Annotated in this window: 14 protein-coding genes, 1 tRNA gene, 1 pseudogene and 1 riboswitch; of the genes and pseudogenes, 8 read left to right on the plus strand and 8 right to left on the minus strand. The window is 44.9% G+C overall.

All coding sequences use genetic code 11. The annotated features are described in order from the left end of the window. Positions 1 to 730 precede the first annotated feature (730 nt). Entirely contained in the window at positions 731 to 1,186 is a 456-nt protein-coding gene (locus H6F68_RS15030) for a DNA phosphorothioation-associated putative methyltransferase (RefSeq protein ID WP_242065521.1), read from the plus strand. 322 nt (positions 1,187 to 1,508) lie between these two features. Here H6F68_RS15030 and H6F68_RS15035 read toward each other — a convergent pair whose 3' ends face one another. From H6F68_RS15035 to H6F68_RS15055, 5 genes are read right to left on the minus strand one after another with little or no spacing between them, the layout of a single operon-like run. Beyond that, entirely contained in the window at positions 1,509 to 3,785 is a 2,277-nt protein-coding gene (locus H6F68_RS15035; protein WP_190560173.1) for a hypothetical protein, read from the minus strand. A 7-nt stretch (positions 3,786 to 3,792) separates the two neighbouring features. Beyond that, positions 3,793 to 4,494 (minus strand): Mov34/MPN/PAD-1 family protein, encoded by a 702-nt coding sequence (locus H6F68_RS15040; RefSeq protein ID WP_190560176.1) that lies wholly within the window; start codon positions 4,492 to 4,494, stop codon positions 3,793 to 3,795. After that, positions 4,481 to 4,993, minus strand: a complete 513-nt coding sequence (locus H6F68_RS15045) for a ubiquitin-conjugating enzyme E2 (RefSeq protein WP_190560178.1) — start codon at positions 4,991 to 4,993, stop codon at positions 4,481 to 4,483. Before H6F68_RS15045 ends, H6F68_RS15040 begins: the two co-directional genes overlap by 14 nt. Beyond that, positions 4,990 to 5,250 (minus strand): hypothetical protein, encoded by a 261-nt coding sequence (locus H6F68_RS15050; protein ID WP_190560180.1) that lies wholly within the window; start codon positions 5,248 to 5,250, stop codon positions 4,990 to 4,992. Before H6F68_RS15050 ends, H6F68_RS15045 begins: the two co-directional genes overlap by 4 nt. 8 nt (positions 5,251 to 5,258) lie before the next feature. After that, complete coding sequence (locus H6F68_RS15055) at positions 5,259 to 6,392, minus strand: ThiF family adenylyltransferase (protein ID WP_199300105.1); 1,134 nt, start codon at positions 6,390 to 6,392, stop codon at positions 5,259 to 5,261. 483 nt (positions 6,393 to 6,875) lie between these two features. Here H6F68_RS15055 and H6F68_RS15060 point away from each other — a divergent pair, with 483 nt between their 5' ends. Continuing rightward, on the plus strand, positions 6,876 to 7,103 hold the full coding sequence (locus H6F68_RS15060) for a hypothetical protein (RefSeq protein ID WP_190560184.1): 228 nt from the start codon (positions 6,876 to 6,878) through the stop codon (positions 7,101 to 7,103). 32 nt (positions 7,104 to 7,135) lie between these two features. Here the strand turns inward: H6F68_RS15060 and H6F68_RS15065 are convergent. Then, positions 7,136 to 7,264 (minus strand): annotated as a pseudogene (locus tag H6F68_RS15065) (IS200/IS605 family transposase); the annotation flags it as partial. Between H6F68_RS15065 and H6F68_RS15070 the strand changes: the two are divergent. Continuing rightward, positions 7,226 to 7,741: a hypothetical protein gene (locus H6F68_RS15070; protein WP_190560186.1), complete on the plus strand. Its 516-nt coding sequence runs from the start codon at positions 7,226 to 7,228 to the stop codon at positions 7,739 to 7,741. The pseudogene H6F68_RS15065 and the gene H6F68_RS15070 overlap by 39 nt on opposite strands. Positions 7,742 to 7,760: 19 nt before the next feature. On the opposite strand, the gene H6F68_RS15075 is transcribed toward H6F68_RS15070, so the two are convergent. Continuing rightward, positions 7,761 to 8,642 carry a hypothetical protein gene (locus H6F68_RS15075; RefSeq protein WP_190560188.1) on the minus strand — a complete coding sequence of 294 codons (882 nt, stop codon included), beginning with the start codon at positions 8,640 to 8,642 and terminating at the stop codon, positions 7,761 to 7,763. Between the two features lie 1,158 nt (positions 8,643 to 9,800). Between H6F68_RS15075 and cas12k the strand changes: the two genes are divergently transcribed. After that, positions 9,801 to 11,864, plus strand: coding sequence for a type V CRISPR-associated protein Cas12k (gene cas12k / locus H6F68_RS15080; protein WP_199300106.1), 2,064 nt, complete (start codon positions 9,801 to 9,803; stop codon positions 11,862 to 11,864). Between the two features lie 1,266 nt (positions 11,865 to 13,130). On the opposite strand, the gene H6F68_RS15085 is transcribed toward cas12k, so the two are convergent. Then, positions 13,131 to 13,203: transfer RNA gene (locus tag H6F68_RS15085), tRNA-Ala, on the minus strand. A 200-nt stretch (positions 13,204 to 13,403) separates the two neighbouring features. Here H6F68_RS15085 and H6F68_RS15090 point away from each other — a divergent pair. From H6F68_RS15090 to H6F68_RS15105, 4 genes are all read left to right on the plus strand, one after another. Then, positions 13,404 to 14,498, plus strand: coding sequence for a RuBisCO accumulation factor 1 (locus H6F68_RS15090; protein WP_190560192.1), 1,095 nt, complete (start codon positions 13,404 to 13,406; stop codon positions 14,496 to 14,498). Between the two features lie 102 nt (positions 14,499 to 14,600). Beyond that, positions 14,601 to 14,688, plus strand: a riboswitch (Glutamine riboswitch). Positions 14,689 to 14,723: 35 nt separating this feature from the next. After that, positions 14,724 to 15,182 (plus strand): DUF4278 domain-containing protein, encoded by a 459-nt coding sequence (locus H6F68_RS15095; RefSeq protein ID WP_190560194.1) that lies wholly within the window; start codon positions 14,724 to 14,726, stop codon positions 15,180 to 15,182. Positions 15,183 to 15,302: 120 nt separating this feature from the next. Next, complete coding sequence (codA, locus tag H6F68_RS15100; protein WP_190560196.1) at positions 15,303 to 16,565, plus strand: cytosine deaminase; 1,263 nt, start codon at positions 15,303 to 15,305, stop codon at positions 16,563 to 16,565. A 128-nt stretch (positions 16,566 to 16,693) separates the two neighbouring features. Then, a complete protein-coding gene (locus H6F68_RS15105; RefSeq protein ID WP_313930141.1) occupies positions 16,694 to 18,217 on the plus strand; it encodes an FAD-dependent oxidoreductase in 1,524 nt (507 codons plus the stop codon). Positions 18,218 to 18,358: the final 141 nt, after the last annotated feature.

An 18,358-nucleotide genomic window follows, 5' to 3' on the forward strand; every position in this document is an offset into this window, starting at 1 on the left:
TGAGTTCTGCTTCACTCTCGGTAATCTCTAGCTGGTATACCCCGGCCATATTGATTGCTTGAACTCCACACCAGCTTTGTAGCATCTGTAGCTCTACTTTGAAGAATTGGTATGAGTCCTCAGTTGGGTAGAACAAAGACGAGCCATTCTCATTTACTGGATAGAACTGTCTCATCGCGGAAGCAGCAACTTTAAGGAACAAAAGAAGTTTTTACTCAAGGTACTGCGATCCCTGAAGGAGTATAAAGTGATGGTCCTAGGCGACCGCGAGTTTTGTGCAGTTAAACTGGCGTGCTGGCTGAACTATCAAGGAGTCTATTGTTGTTTACGCTTACGATGCCATGAATGCTTGCAACAATTCAATGGTGATTGGCAGCAACTGAAACACCTGGGGTTGAAGCCCGGAATGCAGGCATTGTGACTTAAGCCAAGCGATTGCCGCTGAATAAGGCATCCCTTTGCCAGAATCCATATTGAAATGCCGATTTTTTCGTAGAGCGATCGCCTTACATTTTCGCTCAATTCAAGCATCCTGTTGCCAGAAGTGTAAATCTTGAGCAACCCTTTGCCGAAAGTTCAACCCGTGCTTATAAGTTTATCTTATGATTCATTTCTAATAGCTCCCAACGCTTTTGGGGTAATCATTTGAAGCCCTACTATCTGTTGGAACTGAAGATTTATATCGACCAGGTAAAGCACGGGCACAGAATTTTCGGGCATCTCGACTCCGATGCTAAGGCTTTACGAAGGTTGCGCTTCTCGTACGCTCGGTCGTCCTCAAGAAGCCAATGTCGTCAAGTTCCACTTCCGGAAACCCAAGATTTCCTACCTGTTCTACCCAAATTTTGACACCAATTCCCATTCTGCCCTTCACACGGGTATGGAGATAGACTTGCGGGCTCTCCACGTCCATTACCGGGATTACGACTCCAACGACAACCCACCTCTACTGCATCAGAAGAATTCAATGGTGACAGCCGAGTATCCGCTCTACGAGAAGTTTGCGGAGCTAACCCGACAGGAGACCGATGGGGGTTCGCTGAATGATTTACGTTTGATTTATGACTATCGTGGCTGGCAAAAATTCCTGGAGGTGCACTGTGCTGAATTAAAGGGGCATCGTGTAGTGTGGCAGAAGGATGCTGATCCCTATCGGGTGAAGTTAGTGAAGTCAGTCCAGCGATAACGGCGCACCGATCCCACAGGAGGTTTGCCAACTAATTGAACTGGCAAATTCTAGTCTAAATTACAATCGCGATCGCAAAGCTCAACTTTATGCTGGAATCAGCATCTTAGGGTAGAGAGTGATCAACTATAGACCTGTGTGATGGCACCAATGATTCTAAGTCCATGATGGTAGTGATTCTCAAGGCAATTTCGTTAAATGAGAAATCGCCAGAAGAGTTGAGGTCAGAGGAGAAAACTAAAGGTGATGTTATAAAAATAATTCCCATCAAGACACTAAGAGTTTGGGGAATTAGAGACAGAAGTAATGGGTAGAGCCATCTTCACAAATTCTGTAACTGCGATGAACTTCGTAGAATGATATGAGGGTCTTGGTTTTCATACGCAATTACAATGCCAGACATTACAATTTCTTTCCCACGCCAATTATATAAAGCTCTGGAGTCTGGAAAATTTTTACGATAATTGGGAGGAATGTATGCATAAAAGCTATTGAGATGATCCCCAAAATAAAAGTGAACTGCTCGATCAGCAGAAGTAATTGATATACGCTGTATCTTTCCTTTAACAGTAACTTGATTCCCTGCTCTGATAAGAAGTTGCTTTACATCTGTTGCATCAATATTGGCATCACTTACAAGTACATCTTGATCAGGTGTTTCATTTTCAACATGAGATGGCTCAAAAGTGTAATTGAACAGCGACCAAATCACAATCCCGCCTATTGCACCTATACCTGCAATCTTAACGGCGGATGGTACTGCAACAATGGCTAGCAATAAGGCGATTGGTAGCCAACGAATATTACCAGTTGAATCTTCCACCTCAATTTCAGTGGATGTTACAGTACGAACTCGTCTAACTTCTAGCTCTCTGCTGCCCCAGTCCTGTACTTCTGAATATTCAATGCGGAAATGATCCCAATCATCCACATCACAAATAGAATTTAAGGCATCACCGATAGAGGTAACCCCGTTAGCATTTTTACCTTGCAGTGAACGCAAATCTACGGTACGAGAAGCATATTGGTTTGCTTGGCCAAGAAATTCCCCAGGGAGTTGGTAAACATTAACATCTCGATCAGATTTACAGTTAGAACATTTCTGGGCTAAATGTGCCCAGGAGTCTTCATGATGCCCAAGTTGACATCTCATACAGCAATAAGCAATTTCTCCTGCTCTAAATAAGCTTCGGGTAACCGGATCCTTTCTGTCGATGAGTGTTGTAGGGAAAACTTGAGGAACCGGATTAGCGGCGACTTGAGCTTGAACACGAATTGCACCACTCCTAGCAGTCACAATACATTTTCCAGGCTCAGTTGCTCTAAAAACCCCATTTTGATCAATTTGCCCAAGACTTGCTTGCCAATCAATCTGTTCAACCTTAATCCATTTCTCAAATTGGTCGCGACCTTCAACAGTAAATCTTTGAGACTGTCCAACTTGCATTTCTGCCCAGCACGGTTCTATCACTAAAGCGGTTAAATGCCTTGGCTCTTTCACCATTGCGATCGCTGTTGCTTCAATATTGTCGATCGCCGCTGTAATCGTAACCTGACCAGATTCCTGAGCTAAGAAATTACCTTGCCGATCAATTTCACCCCTAGAAACTTGCCAATTGATTGATTTAATATTAATTTTTTCATCATACTGATCTTTTGCCTCAACCGTGAAACGTTGACTCTGTCCGATTTCTAAATTGACTCTCACCGGTTCAATTCTAATGTTAGATACTCGTCGAGTTTCTCTGACAGTAATTGTTGTTTTACCTTCAATACCACCTGATTTCGCAGTAATCAAGAAATTGCCAGGTCTCTTCGCTTGAAATTTTAGAGATGTAGCGTTATCACTTAAGCTTGGAATAATCACTGGTGCAGTCGTACCATAGTTTTGGTAAATAAAGGTTCTTTCTGTCCATTCAACCTGATTTACCTTAAACGAATGACCGTATTGATCCTTAGCTGTAAGTTTTAGGGTTCTTTCTTCATCTAATTCAAGCGTAATATTTTGCGGCGATATAAGAAGTTCGTGCAATCGAGGCGGTTCTTTAACGATTACTTTTGTTTCGGCTGAGAATGACCCTAGTGAAACACGAACTGTGAATGCTCCTTTTTGGGTAGCATGATATTTTTGTCGAAAATATTTTGATTCGTCAAAATGACCACCCGCAGCATTCCAAATAAATTTATCAGCAGAAATTGTTCGACTGTTCTTATGATAGTTAGTTGCTTCAGCAGAAAATTCGACTGTTTGACCTTGTTCAACCTCTGGATTAGAAGGAACTATTCTTAAAGAACCAATATCCTGGTAAGGATGCTGAAATTGCTTGAGATCTTGAAGTGGTAATATGGTTTTTGAACCATCAAAGCTTTCGACTTCAACTTCTTCTTTAATAAGTCGAACAATCTTTCTAGCCAAGTATTCTCGACTTCCCCAGTATTTTTTCTTAGCATATTTAAAGCAGAAATTTTTGTCCGGCGGTGCGCAGATACCAACCCATTTTTCAATGATATCTTTATCAACCTTACTTTCAGAAATTAGCCTTAATAAAGCTACTGATGCCGCTGCCACCACAACCAACCAAATGGGTAGATCAATCATGCAAACTTTATCTCCTGAGCCAGGAACAAAAAATGAGTGGGTTGACTGAATGGGCTTGTGATCCCTGGAAGTAACCAATTTCTTTTCTAACTGGATCACAAACGATGGATATACACCAGGGATGAGAGAAAAAAGCCTGTTGGGTTTTCATATCTGTTGCTGACATGAATACACCGAGATTGGGATGGGAATGATACCACCCCATGATTGTGGTTTTAGAACTGAGTTTTTTAGCATCCTTTAAGATGCCGTCCCAGGAATCAGATGTAAGTTGAAAAGATGTTTCAGTCGCAATTGTTGCTGGTGCTGCGATCGCATCTACAATTTCTACATAGATTCCAAATTGAGGATCTTTATAGGCATTCCCAAAAAGAATTCCACCCTGCTCAATGAGCATACTACTTTTGAGATGGTGCAGAAGTGATCCAATTGCTATTTCAGAAATATAGACAGAGGAAAAAAATGGCGGAAGAGCGTGTTTATGAGTAAATAGTGTGTACTCCGCCTCAGTTGGTTGATAAACATCTGTACTCTCAATCCAAATGATATCTGAACAAGAAGTTTCTTCGTGTAGAGACGGAAGCATCCCTATGCCACTTTCTTCAAAAATTTCGCACTGACGAACTCCTGTTAACAGCTTGTTTGTAACAAATGAAGAAAGTTTAGTGTAAAGTTTTTCCAATGCTTTCCGGACTTTACTGTAGATCATTCCAAATAATTCCTTTTGGAAAATTATCTGTTTCTTCAAAATTCTCCCAATCTAACGAGAAGTTTTCAGGTTGATTTTTCGCCCAGTTTTTAGCTTCAATATTGGCTGGACTATCAAGATTCAAAATATCCCTTGAATATTGAATTAGCTTGGAAATTCTTACCACAACTTCAGTTAAGGGGTCTGAAATGCTCCAATAAAAACCAAAACACACCCTTCCATCTTCCCAGATATTAGGATGAAAAATAGCCGTTAAAAATTGAGCATTTGGAACACTGAGTGGATATTCACTACCTAATTCAATTCTTACTTGATGTTCGTTGCGAAATACTGGGCTTCCATTTCGTAAAGATTCAATTCCCCTGCAATAATATCTAATGTAATAGCAGTAGGGTGGATCTCCTTCTATTGAATCAATGGTGATCTTCCCGTTTGAGCTAGATACTAGATCAGAAAGTTCTTGAAAATCATTGGCTAGTCTTTGTGCACGAATACTCATATCATTCCTCCCTGTACCATAGGATAAATACGAAGCACATCGTTATCCTGAAGATCTAATTCCATAACAATGATGGATGAGTCTAACTGTTGCCCTGTTCTTTCAAGTCGTATAGCGTAATCAACATCACTAGGAAGATTCCATCGATCTTTTATTTCTTGAATCAATTTATCAACTCTGATGTTACTTGGTAATTGAACTTGAGCTTTTCGAGTTTCAGCAGAATCACAAACAATTACAGGTAATAGTTGACGCATAAAATCCTCTAAGGTTTAGAAAACTGTATTGCAATATTTCCACTATCTAATTCGCAGAATAAAATTTCATTTTTGGGAAGACATAGTTGCGTCAAGAGTACATTTGAACTGTGCTTAAGAGAAAAATTAGATATAATTTCAGCACTTCGCTTCTTGCCACACTTTGGGCAAATTAGAGTTTCTTCAGGAACTTGTCTTGCAGGGCGATAGATGTCCTCAACATAACGACATCCCGAATTTAAGCACTGCATTTTTGTAAGCACTTCATTTCGTAGCCAGACAACTGGGCTACCGAAGCCCTTTTCTTGCAAATGTTGGCAAATATCTTGAGTAGTTAATTGATTAGATGAATAATGAATGACCTGATTTATAGAAAAATCATGTGCTGTACAGTTTGCTTGATTTTGAATTTTTACCTTAAAGCTTGTCCAGGGATTAAAGGATAAAAATACCTTTTCCCCAGAATTAAGAAAACCCGTCCTACCATGCAGGTACATTAAAGCTTGCTGAACTTGCATTCCTCCAACCGTAGAAGTAAGCGTTGCAGTAGTTGGTATAACTTTTTCTGGAAAATCTCGCTTCATTCCGTGGCAGGAATAGTTTTGATTACGCCGTTCCCACATCTGGTCAGAAATTCCACACTCAAAGCAAGCTGACTCTACTTTTGGATCAAAAAAGCTTATCTCTCCATCGGTTACTCCGATTCCACCATTAATCCAAGGAATTCCGGCACGGTATGCAAGCTGATTGATCGCCCATCGTGCATTTATGCTGTCCACGCAACCGATCATTAAGTTGCAGGATCGAACGTCTCCAACTCCCAAATCAAATTGCAAATCACCGTGAATTGCAAGGATTGATAATTCTGGATTAATTTCAAGCAGCCGCCGACGTGCAACTTCTACTTTGGTTAGACCAACATCGGTATCTCTAAATAGTATTGAGCGAGTCAAGTTTGTGATCGAAACGGTATCAAAATCAATAATCGTTATATGACCGATACCTAGCAAAGCCAAATTCTTGAGTACTTCATTGCCTAAAGCACCTGCTCCAGCAACTAATACCCTTGCATTTTTAAGCTTTGTTTGATCCCACCAGTCAATCAACCGATGGCGACTGTAGCGATCCTCTAATGTAGGCATAATTGCGAAGGATTCCATGATGCCCAAAAAGCGACTAAACTCAGGATTCCCCTTCTATGTTAAGATTTCCCAGATTTACAGAATTTTCCTTATTAGCACCCGATTGCTGGCACCCGATTGCTAGCAAATGTCCAAATGCTTTGCTTTCCGCTAAAACACAGCTGATGTGAATGAATTGATTGCCCCCATAGTAATACAGCGAATTAAACGGTAACTGCTGCTTTAAAGTCCACTCCACGAGGCGATCACTCTCCAACCTAATAATCCGAAAATTACGGGCGGCACCAAGACAACTTAAAGAATGCAACTGCTTAATGCTCATACCTATGAAATGAGCTAGTACAGGTATTGCTCACTAATTGTGAAAGAAACTTTAAAGGGTAGATTAAGCAAATCCGCCTGTTTTAACTATTTTTACTTTAGGGTTTGGATAATAACAATTAGGTATTCATTGGATTGCCCTGAGTCAATAGGAGAGAGCCTGTGCTTGAGTTGGCTAAGCTGATTGACCTAATTGTTGGTTTCGCGAGTCCTGTTATTCAGAACAAGCTCCAGCGGAGCGAACTTGTAATTAGGTTGCTGAAGCAACTGAACCTCGATCCAGATCATCCGCCTGCTGACTTCAGGGCAGTTTATCAGTACACCTTGGTAGAATACGGCATCAGCAAGCCAAAACCTGTGTTGGAGATGTTCCGACAAGCTGAAAAATGAACTACCCCGCCGCAAGCAGCGGGGTATCAGCATCAAAAGAGCGCTAATTGCTCATCTCGATGCAGTTGTAGATACTCATTCCCTTGCTCCTTAACGTACCTCGCGATCATCCCCTCATCCCCATGCTTGCCCACCGTACTCGCAAAATACCCATCACTCCAAACTCACAACTCGGCTTGGAATCCTTTGATGCAGCCTGGTCTCTGTTCAGTCAGTCTCAATCCAATCGCTTGTTTGTGTGCCGAGGAGCCAAGTGGCAAGCCTTGACAGCTCAAGTGCTCCGCGATCGCCTCAACCAAGGGTTACTGTGGGGCATCAAGCAAGAAAAGGCGTTGCAAAGTGTATTTCTCCAAAGCCATTTAGAAACTTCTAATGAGGCACTATGGGTCGGCTGTGTTGAGAGCAGGGAAGACAGTTTGCCAATTATGTTGAGCGAGATGCGTCACTTAGCCCAGCAGCAAGGCTATGAAGCGGTAAGTGGCTTTTTTCCGAATCGTCAGTCAATCCTTAAGGCACTTGAAGAAGCTGGGTATCAGTTGCTCCAGAAGAAGAGTTTTGGATTTACGAAAAATCTCTTCAATAGAGATAGAGCATTCAATCGTAAGCCCTTGTACCTATGTACGACGAATCTTCTCTAAATACTTCAAGGGGCAAGGTTTAACTTGTGTATTGTTTTCCTACCATCAGAACACTAATTCCCTGATTGACGAAACCTTTGATTTCAAATTTAGAAACTGTTTTAGCAGTTAAAATCACTTTGTCACAACTCAGTTCATGCTGAAAGTAATTGATTCGCTTCAATGTTTCTCCAAAACTTTGGTTCTCCTTTTGAGCCACAACTAGTATTTTTTGACAGAAAATGCCTGTAGTGGTCAGGTCTTCTTGGATGTAAACAGTTACCACTGCGTCTGCTGCCTGGGGATACTGAACAGGCACGCCAACTTGAGCCACAATCTTTTGAATTCTCGACTCTGCTGTAGCAGATACAGCAGGAGGCTCGCACCCTAGGACAAGTGACTTTAGAGCATCTTCATCAGCGATCGCGAGTGCCAGCCATGATTGCTCTTGAAATGTCGGTTTGCGTTCTTCACAGCGCTCCCCCAGAGCAGGTTGTTTAGTGCTGCTAGTACTTGTATTGTTATCTGGCTTGCCAAGACTTATAAATGGTCGGCTGCTTAGCGTATTCGAGATTGTTTTGAGCGCAACAGCCAGTTCGTAGATAGAACCTCGCAGTTCTTCTAATACAGGTTGCCTTTCCTCTAATTGCTGGTGCTTGCCAGACTGATTTGAGGAAGCTGTTGGGTTTAAGATTTCAGGAGCAGGTTCAGTCACTCTGGTTTGAGCGATCGTCTCTAGGTCTAGCCAAGAGTACGGTTGATGAGTAACTTCGTTAACCGTATAAGGTGCAATTTTCCTCAGTGTTGTTCTGCGGGGAAGTCGAGTTGTGTCGTTGCAGATGGAGGCGATCGCCGCTCGGCTCACCCCCGTCTGTCTCTCTGCTTTGTGCAACGACCCACACTGCTGGACTACGAATTGCACAATGGCCGCTAAAGTAGTTGCGTTCGCTTTTTTGGCATGATTAACTGGTCTCCTGATTCGATCTAATTTGAAAGCCTAGTCAGAGTCTGACTGTGCAAGGTTTTGCTCTGACTAGACCGCTGGTGTTATATAGCAGCTAGAAGCGTACTATCGTTTGTGAACACGACAAATCGCTGATCTAACAACCTATATAGCACCTAGCCTACACGAAAACAAAATTAGGTGCTATATAGTGGCTAGGAAAGGAAGAAAAAGTATCAAGGGGCAGCCCGATATTTACGAGGAAGTAAAAGGGCTAGTCAGCCTATCACTCACTCCTACGGGTGTGAAGGGTTTGGATGGGTTAGCGGTTGAAGCGGGATTATCCCGGTCTGAGTTAGTTGAGCAAATAGGACGCGGCTTAATACCGATGACAGAGAGTGGACACAGCTTGAATCAGGAGGACAGAGTTCATCTGGGAAAGCATTGAGGCTGCTCATAAAGCTGGCTCAGAATGAACTTACCAGAATGAGCTTGTGGCATCAGGAGTACGCGGAGGACACGACTACTGGCGATACTCATCCTCATGCTTTGGAGCAGCAGATTCAAATTTGGCAGAGTCTGATCGAGAAATTGGAGAGTTAGAGCTTCTCTATGGAAGACTTGGCTTATTGCCGTTTCGATCCGAAAATTCCCCATGCTCATCATTAAAAAGACTCAGTCTAGATTTCTGAACAAACTGTCTTGTCACTGTGACAAGACAGAGTACATTAAGATATGAACAAACTTTAAGAAGGTTTTCGCCTGACTGGGTCATACATCTTCCTAAGAGTCTTTAACTGCTCTGGCTCAGCCGCTACGGTAGTCCATATGTAGTGAGCCAGTGCTAACTGCTGCTTGTGCTTGTCGCTGAGAACTCTACGATGCTCCCCTTGCGAAAACCAGTGATGCACAGTTGTTAGAGAGCAATCGCAAATCGATGCGAGTTCTTCGCGTGATACATTCCAGAATTTTAGAAATTCATCAAGCTCCATGTTTGCTCACAACTCCTAACCACCTTATCCGAGAATTTAGTGTCCCTAAGCGAACGTTTTTTAAGCAAAATTTACAATGAAGCAGTTGCGACTGTGGCAAGTCATATGCTTACAATAAGACTCAAATGAATCGGACCTCAGTTCTATGACGATCAGAACCATCCGATGCTGCCTTTGTGCCAATGAGGCAACCCGGAAGAGCTTCTGGGAAGCAATGGTTATTTATACACTTTTAGTGAATGCTCTGCTTCGGAGAGTTGCTAAACATTCTCAATTTCCAGAATGGCAGCGTCAAGGGTCAATCCCTAGGCAGACACTTGAGCAAATCATCGCGTCTGATGCAACCAAGGTCGGCTCACAAGATCTTCCTAGCCGCTTTCGGATTTCAGCCGTTTTAATGACGCAATACATCTATAAATCTTGGTTTGCCTGCCAGAAGCAAAGACAGCGTTGTATTCGCGGAAAGAAACGTTGGTTGCAGGTTGTAGAGTGTGATTCGGAATTGGCAGAGAGTACCACGTTCACCCCAGAAGCAATTCGAGCTAAGGCTCAGGTCATTCTTCACCACTTAAGCTCTGAACGAAAACTGACAGGTAAACATTTACTGGGTGGTTTATTAGATGCCTTTGACGCTACAACTGATGTGCTCAGCCAACGCGCTATTATCCATTTGCTCAAAAACAAGTTAACAGTCAGTGAGCAGGATGAATCGTTAGAAAATTGGAATCAACGGCTTGAGAGCAAAAGAATTGAAATTGAGCGCCTTGAAGAGCAGCTTCAAAGCCAGCTTCCCCAAGGGAGAGACCCGACAGGAGAAAGATTTATCGATAGCTTGCTAACGGCCACAGCCTTCCCTCAGCATCATAACCCTGACCAAATTGAGGCAGAGTTTGATGAGTGGCGCGAGCAAAAGCAAATTCAGCTATTTAATTCCTTACCCTATCCCATCATTTTTGGTAGTGCCGACGATCTAAACTGGTCTACTGAAAAAAGGGGTCTTGCAACCAAGCAGGTCTCAGCCAAAAGTCCAAAGCGTAAAAAGAAAAGAGCTAAGCAGCCGACAGAAAGAGTTTGTGTTCGTTTTCGGGGCTGGAAAGACCACCTCTTCAAAATCCAGTGCGATCGCCGTCAGCTTTATATCTTTCGACAGTTTGTCAGTGACTATCGATTGCATTTTCAAGCACTTGACACAGAACGCTTCTCTCAATGTCTATTTGTCCTACAGTCAGCTCAGTTAATGTGGCAGGAAAATAATCAGAGCCATCACAAGAAGGGGAATGCAACTCATGACCTAGCTTCTCAAGAGCGGCCTCCTTGGAAGACCCATCGTCTATACCTCCATTGCAACATTGATATGCGTTTGTTAACAGCAGAAGGGACAGAGCAAGTATGCCAAGAGGAAAAACAGAAAACGCTGAAGAACTTGAAAGGTCTAGACCAATTAACAGAGTCGCAATGGGAAGAACAAGGTCTGACCCAAAATCAGCAAATCTATATCAAGCGCCAGCGTTCAACCCTCGCTCGGCTCGACAATCCTGCTCCTCAACGCCCCAGTGTTGTCTCTTATCAAGGGAATCCTTTGATCACGGTTGGGATTAGTCTTCAGCCTCAAACACCACTCACAGCTTGTGTGGTTGACCTCAAAACTGGAATGATTTTGAAGTACCAGACTACAAAGCAGCTCTTGAGGAATTCCAAGATTCAATCCCAGCATCGCCATCGCAGCGTTCTCCAATTACGGTTGAAGCAGTGGCGGTTGGTGAATAAGCTCCATCAAAGACGGCAGCGTCGACTACTTCAGCAAAAACACGAGCAACAGCAAGATCGATACCGAGAAAGTCAGACAGAATCGAACTTAGGTTTTTACGTGGAACGTCTCATTGCCTCTCGGCTGGTCCACTTAGCTCGCCAATACCAAGCAGGCAGCATTGCAGTACCCGATCTCAAACATATCAGGGAGACCCTTGAAAGTGATATTCAATCCCGAGCTAGACAAAAATTTCCTCATCAGATAGAAGTTCAGCAGCAGTATGCGAAACAGTTTCGTCGGAGCCTACATCGCTGGAGCTACAGCCGATTAGTGCAATGCATTCGAGACCGAGCTGAGCGGGAAGGTATTCTCGTGATTACGGGACAACAGCCTAGCCAATTACCTCCTGCACAAAAGGCTAAAGAAGTCGCAATATCTGCCCATAAGCAGCCCCTGTAGGGAACTAAATCAGTTTTGCACCTTGACAATTTAATCATTCATCCAATAGCGCGCTGGTCTCTTTCGAGTCAGTGACAAGTGTGGGGCAGTTTAATTGCTTTCCGCCCCTAGTAGTTGTCCGCTTCTTCTATGGAGTTGCTTCATAGATGTGGTGCAGGGTCGCGCCTAGCATCAGGAGGCTATGTTTTTATAGTTATGGTTTATCTCCCTTAACTATAAGGATACAGGGAACCCTGTCGTGGCAGCTACTGAATCGCCTCCGAGCAAGGAGGAACCCTTCCTGATTTTTGGCAAACCGAAGTGGGAACAAAATCTCTAGGAGGTTTGCCAAAACTCTAAACTGTGTATGCCAACCAATTTAGAGGTACTTTTATCAGTTCTGTTTTATGACGTGAGTCATTCCTTGGCCAGGATTAATTGAGGTTTGCCAAAATACCCCAACTAAATCAGTCTAGATAAGAGTTTGAATGGCCGGAGTTGCATCCGCCTTCATCCGGTTAGGCGGGCTGAAAGGTGTAGTCAATCAAATAAACAAAATGCAATGTAGGGATTGCATCCGCCTTCATCCGGTCAGGTGGGCTGAAAGTACTCAATACGGCTCGAACTCAAGCAGGTTTGAAGTTACATCTGCCTTCATCTGGTTAAGTTGGCTGATACAGGTTTATAAGGAATCGAAAATTTGCTAAAAAAGTTACCTTTTTCTTCATGAGTCTCAATGCTAACTTATTAGCTTCTTCAGGCAAAAGTTTTATAGTATCTAGCCTTGTATGCCATCAATCGTTTTTGGCAACTCACGGCTAAACATTCCGGCTCGTTATCCATAGCGGGAGGTTGGGTTGAAAGGCGCACTTCAATGACATTCCAGCAACACTGTGAGTGATTGCCAGCAATATTCTCTGACAAGAGCTATGAAAAACTACCTTTTTTACTTTATATATATGGGCAACTACTTGAGGTGGAAGCTGAAAACCTTGATAAGCCGTAGTCCACCAATATTCTCTGACAAGAGCTATGAAAAACTGACAAATAGCTCTGAAATGTACAGTTGGGTTGAAAGGCGCACTTCAATGGCATTTCAGCAATGCTATCAACTAGTGCTCATAATATTTCCTGACAAGAGCTATTTAAAACTGCTTTTTCTACTTGATATTATGGGTAGATGCTTAGGGCAACAGCTGGAAACCTTGAGAAACTGTAATTTACTAAAATTATCCGACAAGAGCTATTTAAAACTGACAAATAGCTCTTTAACGGACAAGTACGCTATGGAGCTAAGCGGATTCGAACCGCTGACCCCTTCAATGCCATTGAAGTGCGCTACCAACTGCGCTATAGCCCCTTATATTTCGCGTTTACAATCATGCCTTAGATTGTAGAGATTCGTCAAGTCAATCTAAAAACTTTTTGAAACCCTAATGCTTGCGAGGCACGGCAGAGATAGATTTCTAAGGCAAGATGCCCCAGTAGTATAGAAATCGTGAAGGGCTTAGAATTAAAGACTGCTTGCTGTTCTTTAGTGATCTGCTGCCTACCTCAACCATGACTGAAACTTCCTCAAATGCTTTCAACCCAAATTTTCAAGATCCCCAAGCTGCTCTGGATACAGACACCTTATTGCGATCGCTGCGTCGCAAAGAAGGACCTTGGGTAAAGTGGGGTCAAGCTTGTCAGCAGTTGCAAAAAGCAGGTTTCAACCCACAAAAGATTTTTGAGGAAACAGGATTTGAGCCAATTCAGCAAAATCAAGTCATTGTAGGGTCGCAGGTTTTCACCTCGATGGTGAATGCGGGAGTCTCGGAGGCAACCCGACAACACTTTGAGCGTAAAGGCAGCGATATATTGTACGAGTTTCGCATTCTGAACCAGGCAGAGCGAGCTGCAGCAGCAGACTTTGTAGTTGAGAAAAATATTGATCTTGATGACTCGCATGATTTAGCCAAAGCGATGAAAGATTTGTCTCCTCGGAGCACTCCACCGGAGGGTTTTACCAAGCATCCGGGAGATGCGATCGCCTACCAGTGCTGGAAGTTAGCTCGACAACACAGCGACTTGCAAGACCGTTCGCGCCTGATTGCCAAAGGATTGCGGTTTGTCAACAGCGTTGCAGCGCGGCAAAAATTAGAACAGTTATTGACTGATTTCAGCATCACTTCCTCACGTTCTGCTCCTCGCTTACCGATTTATCGGTTAGAAAACGAAGAAGAGCTGCCACGGGTACTGCCTGTCGTGGGCAAGTTGCCCTTGACCCTAGCCGATTTGCAAGCAGTGCCGCTAACCGAGGAGGTTGGAGCCTTTCGCATGGTGCAATTTTCTGGGACTGGTGCTTGGGTTCCGGTTCCAGGCTGGAAAGTGCTCTTAGGTGCAGAAGATCCAGTGGTCTTGCTCTGTGACAGCAATCATTTACCTGCGCCGCTGCCTGGCCAGCCAGAAGAGATTTTGGTGGTGGTAGACCGAGCCCAACGCCAATGGAATGCCAACAGCTATTTCGTGGTGGCTCAAGACCAACAGCTAGAGTTGCAATGGTTCGAGGAGGCTCCTAGCTTGCCTCTCTTAGGCCAACTGATTTTAGTGGTGCGTCCGAAGCGAATTATCGATGAAGACTTGACGAAGGATGCTTGGCAGATTGATGAATAGCTTGAATGCGATAGTTGTCAGAAAACCCTGAAGAAATATCCGCCTCTAGTTGGAGCAAATTTCGCTTAAAAGTGTCAAAATAGATACAGAAGTGAAAACGAAATCGTTCATTTCTTTGGATGAGTTTAGTAATTGACGACTAAAAGCAGCCAAGAAACGGAAGTAGGGAGTGATCCCGAAGGAACGCGCCTCATATCACTACAGTTCTAATTTGAGGCGAAAATCATGCAATTGACCTATCGTGGCAGCAAATACGAATCCAACACTCCTGCTGTTGAAACTACTGCTGGAGAGACCGGAAAGTATCGGGGTTTGGATTGGCGCTTTCGTAACTTCAAAAAAGCACCCATTCAACAAGCGAGCTTAGACTTGAAATACCGTGGTGTGGCTTATCGCACAAGCGATCGCCCAGATGTGAATGAGACAGTAGCCAATGAAACGGCTGTGGTCGCAGCACCTCTGGCTGAATCTGTTAAAGCGACTGGCTTATCGACTGAGAATAGAGCCCGCATCCGAATGACGCAGCAACATCATCTGATCAAGAATCGCCAGCAAACTCTACTGAGTCGCTCTGCGGCTGAAGCGGGGTTCACGCATCTAAGCGATTATTGGAATCACATTCAAGGTGACATTCATCCGACATTTCGACGCAATTACGAGCGCAGTCATGTTGCTCTCAGCTAATTAATCCCGATTAATCGGTAAAACTTAATCTCAATGCCCCTGCAATGCGGGGGTATTTTTTTGGGGTTAATTTCTGCTAATACAGTGAGGAAACTGCTTCTACTTAGGCAGAATTGCTTTATGTCCTCACAGCCTTACGATTTAATTCTGCGTCATTGTCGTCTATTGCGATCGCCAGATGCTTTAGAGTCTGTGGATGTTGGCATCCAAGCAGGCAAGATTATGGCGATCGCACCTCGCTTGGAAGCTACAGCCCTGCAAGAACTAGATGTGCAGGGACAGTTGGTGAGTCCTCCTTTTGTAGAATCCCATATCCATCTAGATTCAGCTCTGACAGCAGGAGAACCCCGTTGGAATGAAAGTGGCACCTTGTTTGAGGGGATTGAAATTTGGCGCGATCGCAAGCAAAGTTTGACCTTAAAGGATGTGAAACAACGCGCGATCGCTACCCTAAAGCAACAAGCAATGCAAGGTGTGTTGTTTGTTCGTAGTCATGCCGATGTCAGCGAGACGAATTTAACGGCGTTGCAAGCTTTGCTGGCAGTGCGGGAGGAAGTGCAAGATTGGATCACGCTGCAAGTCGTGGCGTTTCCGCAGGATGGCATTTACGGCAACCCCCAGAATCAGGCGTTGATGGAGAAAGCCCTGAAACTCGGTGTAGATGTAGTGGGCGGGATTCCCCATTATGAACTGACGCGAGAAGATGGGGTGCGATCGGTACAACAGGTGTTTGAGTGGGCACAGCAGTACGATCGCTTGATTGACATACATTGTGATGAGATTGATGATGATCAGTCACGGTTTTTGGAAGTTGTGGCGGCATACGCGATTCGCACTGGGTTGGGGCCACGGGTAACCGCGAGCCATACCACGGCCTTTGGGTCTTATAACAATGCCTACGCTTACAAGCTGATGGGGTTTCTTCAGCGGGCACAGCTTAATTTCATTGCCAACCCGTTGATTAACATCACGCTGCAAGGCAGGACAGATAGTTACCCGAAACGGCGGGGGGTGACTAGGGTAAAGGAGTTGTGGCAGCAAGGATTGAATGTGAGTTTGGGCCATGATTGCGTGCAAGACCCTTGGTACAGCTTGGGCACAGGTAACATGCTGGATGTGGCGTTTATGGCAGTGCATGTCTGCCAAATGACAGGGATGGGAGAGATTGATGCCTGCTATGACATGGTGACTTGGCAGGGAGCCAAAACGCTGGGTTTGGGAGATCAGTATGGAGTGGAGGTGGGAAAGCCTGCGAATCTAATTGTATTGGCGGCCAGCGATCGCTATGATGCAATTCGCCGTCGAGCCTCGGTACGGTATGTGATTTCGCGGGGACAGTTGTTGGCAGAGATGGAGCCAACCAAGATGATTTGGCATAGATAACATCTTTGTTTTTTGTTTGTGTACCTTACAAGCCAGAGGTTGTGAGTTCTCTGGCGTCAATTTGGCTCGCTTCTGCCCCTGGGGCAAAGTAAAGCCAGCGAAAAGATGCCATCCTGAAAAAAGATGTTGTGAAGAATGTAAAAGTGATGGACGCGCGATCGCCACGGATAGTCATTGTGGGGGCTGGTTGGGCTGGTTTAGGGGCAGCTCACCATTTGGCGAAGCAAGGCTATGATGTAACGCTGTTGGAGGCAGGTGCTTATCCAGGTGGGTTGGTAGCAGGCTGGAAAACGCCGGGTGGTCGCTCCATCGAGGCTGGAATTCATGGCTTCTGGTATCCTTATCGCAATATTTTTTCTTTGGTAGATCAACTGGGGCTAAAGCCTTTCACTCCCTGGACTCGGTCTTCGCAATATTCCCCCGTGGGGCTAGAGGTGGAGTCACCGATTTTTCAAGATCTGCCGCGTCTACCTACACCACTTGGTACGTTTCTCTACACGCAGTTCAAGCGCTTACCCTTGCGCGATCGCCTCTCGGCTTTGCCGCTACTGTATGCGTTGATAGATTTTGACAACTCCGATGCTGCATGGCGACGCTACGACTCTGTGACAGCGCGAGAACTCTTCAAGGATTTTGGGGTTTCTGCTCGACTCTACCGGGAATCCTTTGAACCGATGTTGCTAGTGGGCCTATTTGCGCCGGGAGAGCAATGTTCGGCAGCGGCAGCGTTGGGCATGCTTTATTACTTCATCTTGGCCCACCAACCCGATTTCGATGTGGTTTGGTGTCGGGGCACTGTGGGTGAGATGATCTTCCGTCCTTGGGTGCAGCAGATTGAGCAAGCGAGCGGCAAAGTGCTGACCCAGCGACGAGTGAGCGATGTGCGTTTAGATAGCCGAGGCCAAGCCACAGGTGTAGTTTGCGGAGATGAAATATTTGATGCCGATGCGGTGATCTTTGCCGTGGGGGTGACTGGGATGCAGAAAATTGTCAGTGGTAGCCCCACGCTCCGCAACCGTCGGGAGTTCCGTGATTTGATGAACCTGAGCGCGATTGATGTAATGGCAACTCGCTTATGGTTCGATCGCAAAATTGAGATTCCTCGCCCCTCCAATGCTTGCTTTGGCTTCCAAGCCACCACAGGCTGGACGTTCTTTGACCTGAATGCACTCCACGATGAGTTCCGAGACGAGCCAGGAACCGTGGTGGAAGCAGATTTCTACCACGCCAACCAATTCCTGCCCTTGAGTGACACAGAAATTGTGCCCTTAGTACAGCGCGACTTAGCCACCTGCATTCCCGCCTTCCACGAAGCCAAGGTGATTGATAGCGGTGTGGTACGACTGCCTAGAGCGGTGACTCACTTTGCCCCTGGCAGCTACCGCTACCTGTTGCCAGCAGAAACCAGTATCAGCAACCTGTTTATGAGCGGTGACTGGGTGGTAACCCGCCACGGCTCCTGGTCTCAAGAGAAGGCCTATGTGACGGGATTAGAAGCAGCTAACTTAGCGATCGCCCAACTCGGACGAGGCACACCCGCCACAATTTTGCCTGTAGAACCCGATGAACCTCATATTCAGACCATGCGATCGCTAAATCAATCTCTCCGGAATTGGGGACAAAGTATCTTGCCTAACTTCTGGTTGCCCTAAGTAACTGACACTACAAAACCCCAACATTGTTAAATCACCCTCGTCGAAGCAGGGAGTGGGCAATTCCTCCGCGATAGAATGGACAGACAAAACCGTGCAGCCTGCCACAGTCTGAAGGTCATTGCCCATTTGGGTAGGCGG

This window comes from Trichocoleus sp. FACHB-262 (assembly GCF_014696035.1).
GTDB lineage: Bacteria > Cyanobacteriota > Cyanobacteriia > FACHB-46 > FACHB-46 > Trichocoleus.